Below are 13,369 nucleotides of genomic sequence, written 5' to 3' on the forward strand. Positions count from 1 at the left end.
GGCGCGGGAGCCTTTCGCTATTCCGAGGCCTGCTGTCCGGGTCCGGGTGTGTCATCCGAGGCCAAGGAGCGCCGGAGGAAGTCCAGTTCGTGCCCCAGCAGGTGCTCCACCACCGCCTCGTCGCTCGGCCGGTGGCCGGTGGCGGCGAGCGGCAGGACCTCGTGCGGGCGGCCCGCGGCGAGCAGGGCCCGGGAGAGCCGCAGGGTGTGGGCGGGGAAGACGTTGTCGTCCGCGAGGCCCTGGATCAGCAGCAGCGGGCGGCGCAGCTTCGGCGCTTCGGCGATCAGGTCGCCGGCGTCGTAGTGCTCGGGGTGCTCGTCGGGGTGGCCGAGGAACCGTTCCTGCCAGTGGGTGTCGTACATCCTGTGGTCGGTGGGGGCGGCCCCGGCGGAGGCGGCGTGGAAGACGTCGGGGCGGCGCAGCACGGCGAGCGCGGCGAGGAAGCCGCCGTACGACCAGCCGCGGATGGCGACCCGGTCGAGGTCGAGCAGTCCGGGCCGCAGCCGGGCGGTCTCGTGCAGGCCGTCGATCTGGTCCTCCAGAGCGGGGCCGGCCTTGTCGCCGTAGATCGTCTTGTCCCACCGCGGCCCGCGTCCGGGGGTGCCGCGGCCGTCCACCACCAGCACCGCGAGGCCCTGGTCGGCGAACCACTGGGACACCTGCTCGTGCCAGGCGCCGCCGGTGGTGACCTTCTGCATGGCGGGCCCGGCGTACGGGTCGAGTAGGACTGGCAGCGGGCCGTCGGCGGGGCGGTGGCCGGTGGGCAGGTAGAGCGCGGCGCGCAGTTCGCGGGGGCCGAGGCGGAGCAGTTCGGGGCGGGAGGCGAGCACGGGCGGCTCCGCGTGCGAAACCAGCGGGAGCGCCGGACGCCCCTCGCGCAGGACGGTGGTGCGGCCGCCGGGGGAGCGGGTGGTGAGGACCAGCGTTCCGCCCCGCGCGACCCCGTCGTGCAGGCCCGGGCCGCTGCTCAACTGTCGTATGCCGTGGCCCGGTTCGTACGTCCAGAGGTGAGTTTCGGTGGGCTCCTCGGAGGCGGTGAACAGCACCTGCTCGCCCTCTGTCCCGAGGACGGCCCGCAGTTGCAGCCCGGCCGGGGTGACGGGCTTGCCGTCGACAGTCAGGTGCCGGGTGTCGCCGTCGTCGGCGGTGTCGACCAATGCCCCGCCCGCTGTCCGGACCGGCAGGCCGGGGAGCAGTTCGACCCAGTGCGGGTCCGTTCGCTCGGCGAGCACCCGGATGGCGCCGTCCGCCCCGATCGCCAGGGTGCGGACGGTGCGTTGGTCACGGCTCTGCACGGCGGCGTACGGGCCGTGGCCGTCCCAGCCGGCGGCGGTGAGGTACTCGAAGGCGGTGCGGTCCCAGCGGACCTCGGTGCGGCTCCCGTCGAGGCCGAGCAGCCACAGCGAGACGTCGGCGTTGGCGGTGCCGGCCGGCGGGTAGCGGATGGCGCGCGGCGGTTGCCGCGGGTCGGCCGGGTCGGTGAGGAACCAACGGGTGACCGGGCGCTCGTCGACCCGGGCGACCAGCAGGGCGCTGCCGTCGGGGGACCACCAGTGGCCGTCGGTGCGGTACATCTCCCCGGTGGCGACGTACTCGGCGAGGCCGTAGGAGACGTCCTCGGCCTCGGGTTCGGCGAGCGCCCGGTCGTCCGCACCGTCGACGCCGACCACCCGCAGGGCGCCGCCGCTGACGTAGGCGATCCGGCGGCCGGTCGGGTCCAGCCGCACCTCCTGCGGCTCACCGGCGGCCGGGACGGTGCGGACGGTGCCGTCGGCGGTGTCGGCCAGCCACAGCGCGCCGTCCAGTGCGAAGGCCGCGTACCGTCCGTCGGCGTCGGTGCCGTACGCCGTGATGCCGGTGGTGGCGCCGAGGGCGGCCGGGTCGGCGATCAGTCGTTCCCCGCCGCCGTCGGTGTCCAGGGCCCAGAGGCAGGTGAGCGGGTCGGTGCCGTCCCGGCCGCGCAGGAACAGCACGGTGGCGCCGTCGGCGGACGGCTGCGGCCGGGTGGGGGCGCCGAGGGTGAACCGGCGGGTGCGGGCCAACTGACGGGGGAGCGAGTCGGTCGTCATACCGGGCACCGTAGGCATGGCCGGCCCGGTCCCGTCGGGGGAACGGGGGAAAACGGCCGGGGCCGCCGTGGATCTCAGGAATCCACGGCGGCCCCGGAGTCGTGAGCCGATCGTCAGTGCATCAGTGCACGTCGGGTCAGTGCACGTCGCCCATGAGCTTGACGACCTTCTTGCGGTACATCGCCAGCGCGATGCCGGCGAGGATCGCCATGGCGCCCTGCACCGCGAAGTACGCGGTGCCGCCGACCACCTTGTCGCCCAGCACCAGCTGGAAGATGGCGGCGACGCAGTCGCCCGCGGTGACCGCGAGGAACCAGACGCCCATCATCTGGCTGGCGTACTTGGTGGGCGCCAGCTTGGTGGTGACGGACAGGCCGACGGGGGAGAGGGTGAGCTCACCGACGGTCTGGACCAGGTAGACCATGGCCAGCCACAGCGGGGTGACCTTGGCGCCGCCGGAGGCGGAGGCCATCGCCAGCATCATGACGATGAAGGAGGCGCCGATCATCAGCAGACCGAAGGCGAACTTCATGGTGGTGCTGGGGTTCTTCGACCGACGGGCCAGGGCGACCCAGATCCAGGCGAAGACCGGGGCCAGCGCCATGATGTACAGCGGGTTGAGCGACTGGAACCAGCTGGACGGGAAGTCGAACCCGAGCAGCGTGGACGCGGTGTGCTCGTCGGCGAAGATGTTCAGCGTCGAGCCGGACTGGTCGTAGATCATCCAGAACACGGCGGCGGCGACGAAGAACCAGATGTAGCCGCTCATCTTGGACTGCTCGGCGGCGTCGAGGTCCTTGTCGCGCTTCACCTTGGCGAAGACGAAGACCGGGATCGCCAGGCCCGCGATGGACAGCGGCCAGATCGCCCAGTTGATGGTGAAGTGGCCGGTGACGGCGACGATCACGTAGAAGGCGGCCGCGACGGCCAGCCAGATGCCGGCCTTGGTGAAGATCTTCCGCTTCTCGTCCGCGCTGATCGGCGAGGTGACGACGTTGCTCTTCGGGCTCAGGTGGCGGGTGCCCAGCAGGAACTGGCCCAGGCCGAGCGCCATGCCGACGCCGGCCAGGGCGAAGCCCAGGTGCCAGCTGACGTTCTGGCCGACGGTGCCGATGACCAGCGGGGCCGCGAAGGCGCCGAGGTTGATGCCCATGTAGAAGACGGTGAAGCCACCGTCGCGGCGCGGGTCGTTCGGGCCGTCGTAGAGGTGGCCGACCATCGTCGAGATGTTGGCCTTGAGCAGGCCCGAGCCGATCGCGATCAGGGCGAGGCCGACGAAGAACGACGCGCTGAACGGGACGGCCAGCAGGAAGTGGCCGATCATGATGATCGTGCCGCCGACCGCGACGGTCTTGCGCGCGCCGAGGAAGCGGTCCGCGATCCAGCCGCCCGGGAGGGCCAGCAGGTAGACCATGGCCGTGTAAACGCTGTACACGGCGGCGGCGACCGCCGCCTTCATACCGAGCCCGCCGTCCGTGATGGAGGCGGTCATGTAGAGCACCAGCAGGGCGCGCATGCCGTAGTAGCTGAAGCGCTCCCACATCTCGCTCATGAAGAGAGTGGCGAGGCCTCGGGGGTGACCGAGGAAGGTCTTGCCGCTGGGAGAGGCCGACGTAACGTCGGCGTCCAGGGTCGTAGACGCCATGTGTAGGGGTTCCTTGCCTGACAGCGTCCGCCTAGGGGGGTGGCGGCGGACGTGGACGAAACCACTCTACGTGGCGATATTCGGCTCTATCAGATGACAAAAGCCACGAATTAGGTATGGCAATGGCAAAGAGATGAACAGATCTTCCCGATCGATCCATGGTAGATGCGGTTATCCTCCTTCGGATTCAAGATCCAGTAGGGGATTCTTCGCTGAACCGGCGGGCCGCAACGCTCTGTTGAACTCAGTCGGATGCCCGTATAACGATCACGCTCTGTGAACTACCTCACAGGGCGTACGGGCTTACCCCGGCGGACTACCATCACCCCATGACCTGTGTGCTGCTTGCCGAGGACGATCCGGCGATCTCCGAACCGCTCGCCCGGGCCCTGCGACGCGAGGGCTATGAGGTGCTCGTCCGCGAGGACGGTCCGACCGCACTGGCCGCCGGCCTCACCGAGGAGGTCGACCTCGTCGTCCTCGACCTCGGCCTGCCCGAGATGGACGGCCTGGAGGTCTGCCGCCGCCTGCGTGCCGACGGCAAGAGCTGCCCCGTCCTGGTGCTCACCGCCCGCGCCGACGAGGTGGACACCGTGGTCGGCCTGGACGCCGGCGCCGACGACTACGTCACCAAGCCCTTCCGCCTGGCCGAACTGCTCGCCCGCGTCCGGGCCCTGCTCCGGCGCGGCAACGTCGACCAGCTCACCACCGGCGCGCACGGGGTGAAGATCGACATCGAGTCCCACCGCGCCTGGCTCGGCGACGAGGAGCTCACCCTCTCCGCCAAGGAGTTCGAGCTGCTGCGCGTGCTGGTCCGGGACGCCGGCCGGGTGGTCACCCGCGAGGAGATCATGCGCCAGGTCTGGGACACCACCTGGTGGACCTCCACCAAGACCCTGGACATGCACATCTCGTGGCTCCGCAAGAAGCTCGGCGACGACGCGGCCAACCCGCGCTACATCGCCACCGTGCGCGGAGTGGGGTTCCGGTTCGAGAAGAATTAGCCCCCGTACGGAGATCGGGACCGGGCCACAGCCGGTGAAGCGGAACACCTCGGGGAGCGGCAGCGTGAAACGCCGGATGATCAACTCGCTGCTGGGCGTCGTCCTGGTGGTCGTCGTGGTGTTCTGCGTGCCGCTCGCCCTGGTCGAGAAGCGCACCATCGTCAACTCGGCCCAGGACCGGGTGGACGCGGCCGCCGTCCGGGTGCTCGCCCTGGTCGAGAGCCGGATCGGCGCGAACGAGGGCGTCACCAACGAGCGGGCCTTCGAGAGCCAGGTCACCGAGGGCACCTACGTCGAGGTGCAGATCCCCGGCCAGCAGGTGCTCTCGGCCGGCCAGCGCCCGGCGGGCAGCCACCTGCTGAAGGCCGTCGAACGCGGCAACAGCGGCGAGACCGTCACCGTCGAGCAGTCCCGCGAGGACGTCGACCACGAGATCGCCAACAACCTGCTGCTGCTCGGCGTGGTCGCCCTGCTCGCCGTCCAGGCCGCCGTGGCGCTCGCCGTCTGGCAGGCCAAGCGGCTCGCCCGCCCGCTCACCGACCTCGCCGAGACCGCCGAACGGCTCGGCTCCGGCGACCCGCGCCCGCGCGACCGCCGCTACGGGGTGCCCGAACTCGACCGGGTCGCCGAGGTGCTGGACACCAGCGCCGAGCGGATCGCCCGGATGCTCACCGCCGAGCGACGGCTCGCCGCCGACGCCTCGCACCAGCTGCGCACCCCGCTCACCGCGCTCTCCATGCGACTCGAGGAGATCACCGCCCTCGCCGAGGACCCGGAGACCGTCAAGGAGGAGGCGACCATCGCCCTCCAGCAGGTCGAGCGGCTCACCGACGTCGTCCAGCGGCTGCTCACCACCCAGCGCGACCCGCGCAGCCCCACCGCCGTCGCCTTCGACCTGGACGAGGTCATCAAGCAGCAGGTGGAGGAGTGGGGCCCGACGCTGCGCGAGAAGGGCCGGGTGCTCTCCCTGGAAGGCCTGCACGGGATCACCGCGGTCGGCACCCCGGGGACGGTCGCCCAGGTGCTGGCCACCCTGATCGAGAACTCCCTGATGCACGGCGCCGGGACGATCACCCTGCGGGTCCGGCCCTCCGGCACCTCGGTCGTGGTCGAGGTGCAGGACCAAGGCGCCGGAGTGCCGCCGGACCTCGGCAACCGGGTGTTCGAGCGCGCGGTCAGCGGCCGCAACTCCACCGGCATCGGCCTCGCCGTCGCCCGCGACCTCGCGGAGGCGGACGGCGGGCGGCTCGAACTGCTCTCGCTGAAGCCCCCGGTGTTCGCGATCTTCCTCGGGCGCAGCCACGAGGACTGAGCTTGAGGACCGAGCACGAGGACCGAGCGGGGTCGCCGGTCGGGGTTCGCCGGGGCAGGGTCAGGCGCCGGGCAGCACGCCGAGCTGGCGCATCAGGCCCATCACGTCCCACTGCCACCAGCCCTCGCAGATCTTCCCGTCCCTGAAGCGGAAGGTGGTCGTGCCGCGTCCGACCACCGACTTGCCGGTGTTCGGTACGCCCATGAAGTCGGCCTTCTGGGTGGCGTGCCAGGTCCACCGGGTGGCCACCTCGTCGCCCTCGGCGATCTGGCCCTCGGTGTCGAAGGTGAAGTCGAAGGCGCCCAGGTAGTTGCCGCAGCGCTCCCGGAACGCGGCCGGGCCGACCGCGTCGCTCTCGCTGCCGTAGTCGTGGTCGCGGTAGTCGGCGGTCATGCACTCGTCGATGATGTCGAGGTTGCCGGCCGACAGCCGTTCGAGGACCCGGCTCGCGGTGGCCTTGTTGAACCGCGCGTCGCGGACCACGTCGAGGTCGGTGAAGGTCGGCGGCGCGTCGCAGAGCGCCACCATCTCCCGGAAGATCCGGTCGGTCTCGGGCAGGTGGGAGTTCTTCATCGCCTCCTCGTAGGAGGGGAACTCCACGATCTCCACCACGTGCTTGGTGTCGGAACGGTCGGTGCCGACCACCGCGTGCGAGGCGGTCCGCTTGCCCCGGGTCGCCTCGACCCAGGTGTCCATCAGCTGGTTGAGGTCGTCGAGCCTGTCGGTCTGGCAGTCGATGATCTGGACGAACGTCATGGCGAGCCTCCTGACCCCCCGGCCGTGATCGTTCGCTGACCGCGCTCGCCCTTGGTCACCACTCTCCTCCGCCGGCGGCGCAGACAGCAAGCCCCGGCGGCCGGATCGGCCTGCCGGGGCTGCGGGGTCTGTGCGGTCCGCGGGTCTGGGCGTGGTGCGCGTGGCCCGCGGGGGAGGGCTACCGGGCGCGGGGCCTATTCGGCCTTGGCGTAGCGGATCTGCTCGGCGGCCAGCATCAGCTCGGCCTGGGCGGCCAGCTCCTGGCCGCTGGCGGTGCCCGCCGTCTGCTGGGCCGGCAGCTCGACCGGCTCCGGCTCGGCCTTGAACACCCAGGTGCGGTAGGAGACGAAGCGGAAGACGGTGGCCACCGCGAGGCCGATCACCTTGGCGCCCAGCTGCTCGTAGTGCGAGTCCAGCTTCAGCACGTACACCGAGAAGCCGAGCACGCCGGTCTCGATCAGCATGCCGATGCCGCTGTAGACCAGGAAGAGCGTGATCTCCCGCTTGCGGGAGGCGGCGTCGCGGTCCCGGTACAGCCAGTAGCGGTAGCCGAGGTAGTTGGTGGCGATAGCGATCACCGTCGCCGCGATGTTCGACCGCACCGAGGCCAGGTGCAGGCCGTTGATGCAGACCCAGAAGACGGCGAAGTTGACCACCACGCCGCTCAGGCCGACGATGCCGAACTTCACGACTTCGCCCTTGAGCCCACGCAGTTTCTGCGCGAGTGAGGGTTTCGAAGCTGCGGTCGTCGCCATACCGGACTGCCTCCATGTGCCTGCGGGTCGAAAGGGCTGATCGCAGCGGCGCGGCCGCCCCTTGAGCCCTGCGTGCACGCACATGATCTGACCGCGTAGACCAGGACCTGGCCGTCCAGGCTACCCGCTTCCGCCGAACGGCTCAGCCGCGAGGCCCCCGGGTTGACATCTACGCGCGTCCGCTTCCGAGGGCCCACCAGCGGCTCCACCACCCCCGACCGGCCCGGATATCCTGGCGGCGTGACTTCCCCGGGCAATGTGAATTTTCCAGTGGTGGGCATGATCGGTGGCGGGCAGCTGGCCCGCATGGCACACCAGGCGGGCATCCCGCTCGGGGTCAGGTTCAAACTCCTCGCCGACACGCCCCAGGACTCCGCCGCGCAAGTGGTCTCCGACGTCGTCCTCGGCGACTACCGCGACCTCGACACCCTGCGCCGCTTCGCCGCGGGCTGCGACGTGGTCACCTTCGACCACGAGCACGTCCCCACCGAGCACCTGCGGGCCCTGGAGGCCGACGGCATCGCCGTCCGCCCCGGCCCGGACGCGCTCGTCAACGCCCAGGACAAGGGCGTGATGCGGGCCAAGCTGGACTCCATCGACGTGCCCTGCCCCCGCCACCGGATCGTCGCCGACCCGGCCGACGTCACCGCGTTCGCGGCCGAGGGCGAGGGCTACCCCGTCGTCCTGAAGACCGTCCGCGGCGGCTACGACGGCAAGGGCGTCTGGGTCGTGGACAGCGAGCAGGAGGCGCAGGCCCCGTTCCTGGCCGGCGTCCCCGTGCTGGCCGAGGAGAAGGTCGACTTCGTCCGCGAGCTGGCCGCCAACGTGGTCCGCTCGCCCAGCGGCCAGGCCGTCGCCTACCCGGTCGTGGAAAGCGTCCAGGAGAACGGCGTCTGCGCCGAGGTCACCGCCCCCGCGCCGGACCTCGACCCGGCCCTGTCCGACGAGGCCCAGCAGCTCGCCCTGCGGATCGCCGGCGAACTCGGCATCACCGGCCACCTCGCCGTCGAGCTGTTCCAGACCCGCGACGGCCGGATCCTGGTCAACGAGCTGGCCATGCGCCCGCACAACTCCGGGCACTGGACCCAGGACGGCGCCGTCACCTCGCAGTTCGAGAACCACCTGCGGGCCGTCCTCGACCTCCCGCTCGGCGACCCCCGGCCGCGCGCCAAGTGGACCGTCATGGTCAACGTCCTCGGCGGCGACTACCCGGACATGTACCACGCCTTCCTGCACTGCATGGCCCGCGACCCCGGGCTGCGGATCCACATGTACGGGAAGGACGTGAAGCCCGGCCGCAAGGTCGGCCACGTCAACGTCTTCGGGGACGACCTCGAAGACGTCCGCGAGCGCGCCCGCCACGCGGCCGCCTACCTGCGAGGAACGATCACCGAATGAGCGCCTCCGCCCAGCCCGTCGTCGGCATCGTCATGGGCTCGGACTCCGACTGGCCCGTCATGGAGGCCGCCGCCCAGGCCCTCGACGAGTTCGAGATCCCCTACGAGGTGGACGTCGTCTCCGCCCACCGGATGCCGCGCGAGATGGTCGCGTACGGCGAGAACGCCCACAAGCGCGGCCTGAAGGCGATCATCGCGGGCGCCGGCGGCGCGGCCCACCTGCCGGGCATGCTGGCCTCGGTCACCCCGCTGCCCGTCATCGGCGTGCCGGTGCCGCTGCGCTACCTGGACGGTATGGACAGCCTGCTGTCGATCGTCCAGATGCCGGCCGGCGTCCCGGTGGCGACGGTCTCGGTGGCCGGCGCGCGCAACGCGGGCCTCCTCGCGGTGCGGATGCTCGCCGCCTTCGACCCCGAGCTCACCGAGCGGATGACCGACTTCCAGGCCGAGCTGAACAGCCAGGCCACCGAGAAGGGCAAGAAGCTCCGGGCCAAGGTGGCCGGTTCCTCCTCCTTCGGCTTCGGCAAGTAACCACGGTCGCGGCGGTGGGGTAGAACAGCTCGCATGACTTCCGAGACGGACTCCCCCACCCCGCTGGACCGCGCCCGCGCCCTGCTGCGCACCGCCCCCGTGGTGGACGGCCACAACGACCTCCCCTGGGCGATGCGCGAGCAGGCCGGGTACGACCTCGGCGCGCTCGACCTCGCCGCCGACCAGAGCGACCGCCTGCACACCGACCTCGCCCGCCTCGCGGAGGGCGGGGTCGGCGCGCAGTTCTGGTCCGTCTACGTCCCCGCCTCGCTGGCCGGCGACCACGCGGTGAGCGCCACCCTCGAGCAGATCGACTTCGTCCACGCCCTCGTCGAGCGCTACCCCGACCGGCTCCGCCTGGCCCGCACCGCCGCCGACATCGAGGCCGCCCGCGCGGAGGGCCGGATCGCCTCCCTCATGGGCGCCGAGGGCGGCCACTCCATCGACTGCTCGCTCGCCACCCTGCGCGCCCTGTACGAGCTGGGTGTGCGCTACCTGACGCTCACCCACAACGACAACGTGCCGTGGGCCGACTCCGCGACCGACAAGCCGGTGGCCGGCGGGCTGACCCGCTTCGGCGAGGAGGTCGTCCGCGAGATGAACCGGCTCGGCATGCTGGTCGACCTCTCGCACGTCTCCGCCGACACCATGCGGGACGCCCTGCGGGTCACCGAGGCGCCGGTGGTCTTCTCGCACTCCTCCGCCCGCGCGGTCTGCGACCACCCGCGCAACATCCCCGACGACGTCCTCGCCCAGCTGCCCGCCAACGGCGGCGTGGCGATGGCCACCTTCGTGCCCAAGTTCATCCTGCCCGCCGCCATCGAGTGGACCCTCGCCGCCGACGACAACATGCGCGCCCACGGCTTCCATCCGCTGGACACCACCCCGCCGGCCATGGAGCGCCAGTACGCCTTCGAGGCCGAACACCCGCGCCCGATCGCCACCCCGGCCACCGTCGCCGACCACCTCGACCACATGCGCGAGGTCGCCGGCATCGACCACATCGGCATCGGCGGCGACTTCGACGGCACCGCCTTCCTGCCGGACGGCCTGGACTCGGTGGCCGGCTACCCCAACCTGGTCGCCGAACTCCTGCGCCGCCACTGGTCGGAGGCCGACCTGGCCAAGCTCACCTGGCACAACGCCGTCCGCGTCCTGCGCGACGCCGAGTCCGCCGCCACCTCACTGCGCGCCGGCCGCCGCCCGTCCATCGCCACCATCGCCCAGCTGGACGGCGCGAACTCCTAGGCCCCGTCCCCGTCCAGCAGCGGGATCTCGAGGGCCGGGCACTTGTCCATCACCATGGCGAGCCCGGCCTCCCGGGTCCGCCCGTACGCGGCCTCGTCCACCACCCCGAGCTGGAACCACACCGCCTTCGCCCCGACCGCCACGGCCTGCCCGGCCACCTCCCCGGCCAGCGCGCTGTTCACGAACACGTCCACCACGTCGACCGCGAACGGGATTTCGGCGAGCGAGGCGTAGCCCTGCTCGCCGAGGACCGTTTCGGCCCTCGGGTGCACCGGCACGATGCGCTTGCCGTAGCGCTGCAGCACCCGGGCCACGCCGTAGGCGGCCCGGGCGGTGTTGTCGGAGAGGCCGACCACGGCCCAGGTGTCCCCGGTGCCGGTGAGGATCTCGCGGACCGTCGCGTCGTCGCCGTAGCTCGTCATGCCGGTTCCAACGACGCCCGGGGACGCGGGATTCCGGCCAGGGCTCAGGCGTCGAAGGCCCGGAGCCTGACCCGGGCCGTACCGTCGTCGTCGCCTTAGGTGAACATGCTCAATTCGGTTGCCCGAATCGGTTGCGCGAATCGGTTGCACGAAAAGCCCGCCCGCCCCCGGGTTCGGGGGCGGGCGCCGGGGGCTCAGGGGTTCAGCTGGGGCGGCCGAGGGCGCGGTAGGTCCAGCCGGCGGCGCGCCAGGCGTCGGCGTCGAGGACGTTGCGGCCGTCGAGGAGGCGGCGCTCGGCGACCACGGCGCCCAGCTCGGCCGGGTCCAGCTCGCGGAATTCGGCCCACTCGGTGAGGTGGAGGACGACGTGGGCGCCCTCGGCGGCCTCCAGGGCGGAGCCGGCGTAGGTGAGCGAGGGGAACATCTTGCGGGCGTTGTCGACGGCCTTCGGGTCGTAGACGGTGACCTGGGCGCCCTGGAGCTGGATCTGGGCGGCCACGTTGAGGGCGGGGGAGTCCCGGATGTCGTCCGAGTTGGGCTTGAAGGCGGCGCCGAGGACGGCGACCCGCCGGCCCAGGAAGCCGCCGCCGCACTGCTCGCGGGCCAGCTCGACCATCCGGGAGCGGCGCCGCATGTTGATCGAGTCGACCTCGCGCAGGAAGGTCAGCGCCTGGTCGGCGCCGAGCTCGCCGGCCCGGGCCATGAACGCGCGGATGTCCTTGGGCAGGCAGCCGCCGCCGAAGCCGAGGCCGGAGTTGAGGAACTTGCCGCCGATCCGCTCGTCGAAGGCCAGGGCCTTGCTGAGCTGGGTGACGTCCGCGCCGGCCGCCTCGCAGACCTCGGCCATCGCGTTGATGAAGGAGATCTTGGTGGCCAGGAAGGAGTTCGCGGCGGCCTTGACCAGTTCGGCGGTCGCGTAGTCGGTGACCACGAACGGCACCCCGGCCGCGATCGGCTCCGCGTACACCTCGCGCAGCAGCCGCTCGGCCCGCTCGCTCTGGGTGCCGACCACGATCCGGTCCGGCCGCAGGGTGTCCTGGACGGCGAAGCCCTCGCGCAGGAACTCCGGGTTCCAGGCGAGTTCGGCGCCCTCGCCGACCGGCGCGAGCGCGGCCAGCCGCTCGGCCAGCCGGGCCGCCGAACCGACCGGGACGGTGGACTTGCCGACCACCAGGGCCGGGCGGGTCAGGTGCGGTGCGAGCTCGTCGATCGCGGTGTCGACGTACGACATGTCGGCGGCGAACTCGCCCTTGCGCTGCGGGGTGTTGACGCAGACGAAGTGCACGTCGCCGAACTCGGCGGCCTCCTGGGCGGAGGTGGTGAACCGCAGTCGCCCGGTCGAACCCTCGTGCCCGGCCACGTGCTTGAGCAGCAGCTCGGACAGCCCCGGCTCGTACATCGGGACGCGGCCGGCGGTGAGCATGGCGATCTTGTCGGGGTCGATGTCCAGGCCCAGCACCTCGAAGCCGAACTCGGCCATCGCGGCGGCATGCGTGGCGCCGAGGTAGCCGGTGCCGATCACGGAGATGCGGAGGGTCACGGGTTCTCCCTGGAGGCGGACTCGACCGGCCTGGATGCGGACCCGACCGGTACGGACGCCCCCGATGCTATCCGTCCTGCCCGGGCGTGCAGGGATCGGCCGCAGGCCCGGGACGCTAGGCAGCCGCAGGTCGGAGCCCTAGGATTGCTACTGAACGGTAGTTAACCCCGGATTCGACGTCGATCGGACCGGTTCGATCGGGCCGGATCCGGCTTCGCCGGGCTTCGGTCACTGGACGACGAGGCAGGCATCATGGCGGGCAGCGCAGGGGCAGCTGACTTCGATCTCTTCCGTATCTCCGAGGAGCACGAGATGCTTCGTGAGGCGGTGCGTTCGCTGGCCGAGGCGAAGATCGCTCCGTTCGCGGCGGAGGTGGACGAGCAGGGGCGGTTCCCGCAGGAGGCGCTGGACGCGTTGGCGGGCAATGACCTGCACGCGGTGCACGTGCCGGAGGTGTACGGCGGTGCGGGTGCGGACGCGTTGGCGACGGTGATCGTGATCGAGGAGGTCGCGCGGGTGTGCGCGTCGTCGTCGTTGATCCCGGCGGTGAACAAGCTGGGGTCGCTGCCGGTGCAGCTGTCGGGTTCGGAGGAGCTGAAGGCGAAGTACCTGGGGGCGCTGGCGCGGGGTGAGGGGATGTTCTCGTACTGCCTGTCGGAGCCGGAGGCGGGTTCGGACGCGGCGGGGATG

General features: G+C 71.5%; 12 protein-coding genes. 6 read left to right on the top strand and 6 right to left on the bottom strand.

The genetic code is table 11. The features are described from left to right. Nucleotides 1-17: 17 nt before the first annotated feature. Nucleotides 18-2,069 carry a prolyl oligopeptidase family serine peptidase gene (locus ACZ52J_RS06730; RefSeq protein ID WP_465616339.1) on the bottom strand — a complete coding sequence of 684 codons (2,052 nt, stop codon included), beginning with the start codon at nucleotides 2,067-2,069 and terminating at the stop codon, nucleotides 18-20. Nucleotides 2,070-2,205: 136 nt separating this feature from the next. Continuing rightward, on the bottom strand, nucleotides 2,206-3,714 hold the full coding sequence (locus ACZ52J_RS06735) for a peptide MFS transporter (protein ID WP_465616341.1): 1,509 nt from the start codon (nucleotides 3,712-3,714) through the stop codon (nucleotides 2,206-2,208). A gap of 329 nt (nucleotides 3,715-4,043) precedes the next feature. Here ACZ52J_RS06735 and ACZ52J_RS06740 point away from each other — a divergent pair, with 329 nt between their 5' ends. Together ACZ52J_RS06740 and ACZ52J_RS06745 are read left to right on the top strand one after the other, a co-directional pair. Further along, the gene (locus ACZ52J_RS06740; RefSeq protein WP_030058577.1) at nucleotides 4,044-4,718 is read left to right on the top strand and encodes a response regulator transcription factor; all 675 of its coding nucleotides are present in this window, start codon (nucleotides 4,044-4,046) and stop codon (nucleotides 4,716-4,718) included. A 64-nt stretch (nucleotides 4,719-4,782) separates the two neighbouring features. After that, on the top strand, nucleotides 4,783-6,030 hold the full coding sequence (locus ACZ52J_RS06745; RefSeq protein WP_360495381.1) for an ATP-binding protein: 1,248 nt from the start codon (nucleotides 4,783-4,785) through the stop codon (nucleotides 6,028-6,030). Nucleotides 6,031-6,090: 60 nt separating this feature from the next. On the opposite strand, the gene ACZ52J_RS06750 is transcribed toward ACZ52J_RS06745, so the two are convergent. Together ACZ52J_RS06750 and ACZ52J_RS06755 are read right to left on the bottom strand one after the other, a co-directional pair. After that, complete coding sequence (locus ACZ52J_RS06750; RefSeq protein WP_465616343.1) at nucleotides 6,091-6,786, bottom strand: ester cyclase; 696 nt, start codon at nucleotides 6,784-6,786, stop codon at nucleotides 6,091-6,093. A 194-nt stretch (nucleotides 6,787-6,980) separates the two neighbouring features. Next, entirely contained in the window at nucleotides 6,981-7,541 is a 561-nt protein-coding gene (locus tag ACZ52J_RS06755; protein WP_465616345.1) for a GtrA family protein, read from the bottom strand. A gap of 258 nt (nucleotides 7,542-7,799) precedes the next feature. On the opposite strand from ACZ52J_RS06755, the gene ACZ52J_RS06760 reads away from it, so the two are divergent. The 3 genes from ACZ52J_RS06760 to ACZ52J_RS06770 are packed head-to-tail and all read left to right on the top strand — an operon-like array spanning nucleotide 7,800 to nucleotide 10,717. Beyond that, nucleotides 7,800-8,939 (top strand): 5-(carboxyamino)imidazole ribonucleotide synthase, encoded by a 1,140-nt coding sequence (locus ACZ52J_RS06760; protein ID WP_465616379.1) that lies wholly within the window; start codon nucleotides 7,800-7,802, stop codon nucleotides 8,937-8,939. Further along, nucleotides 8,936-9,469 carry a 5-(carboxyamino)imidazole ribonucleotide mutase gene (purE, locus tag ACZ52J_RS06765; RefSeq protein ID WP_360495389.1) on the top strand — a complete coding sequence of 178 codons (534 nt, stop codon included), beginning with the start codon at nucleotides 8,936-8,938 and terminating at the stop codon, nucleotides 9,467-9,469. The genes ACZ52J_RS06760 and purE overlap by 4 nt, the downstream gene beginning before the upstream one ends. A gap of 33 nt (nucleotides 9,470-9,502) precedes the next feature. Next, on the top strand, nucleotides 9,503-10,717 hold the full coding sequence (locus ACZ52J_RS06770; RefSeq protein WP_465616348.1) for a dipeptidase: 1,215 nt from the start codon (nucleotides 9,503-9,505) through the stop codon (nucleotides 10,715-10,717). On the opposite strand, the gene ACZ52J_RS06775 is transcribed toward ACZ52J_RS06770, so the two are convergent. Then, complete coding sequence (locus tag ACZ52J_RS06775; RefSeq protein ID WP_465616350.1) at nucleotides 10,714-11,139, bottom strand: CoA-binding protein; 426 nt, start codon at nucleotides 11,137-11,139, stop codon at nucleotides 10,714-10,716. The two genes, ACZ52J_RS06770 and ACZ52J_RS06775, sit on opposite strands and share 4 nt — an antisense overlap. Nucleotides 11,140-11,341: 202 nt before the next feature. Next, entirely contained in the window at nucleotides 11,342-12,679 is a 1,338-nt protein-coding gene (locus ACZ52J_RS06780; protein ID WP_360495401.1) for a UDP-glucose dehydrogenase family protein, read from the bottom strand. Between the two features lie 252 nt (nucleotides 12,680-12,931). On the opposite strand from ACZ52J_RS06780, the gene ACZ52J_RS06785 reads away from it, so the two are divergent. Continuing rightward, nucleotides 12,932-13,369, top strand: a 438-nt coding sequence (locus ACZ52J_RS06785) for an acyl-CoA dehydrogenase family protein (protein WP_465616352.1), incomplete at its 3' end; no start/stop codon positions are given.

The sequence above is a fragment of the Kitasatospora sp. NPDC034035 genome (genome assembly GCF_055575755.1).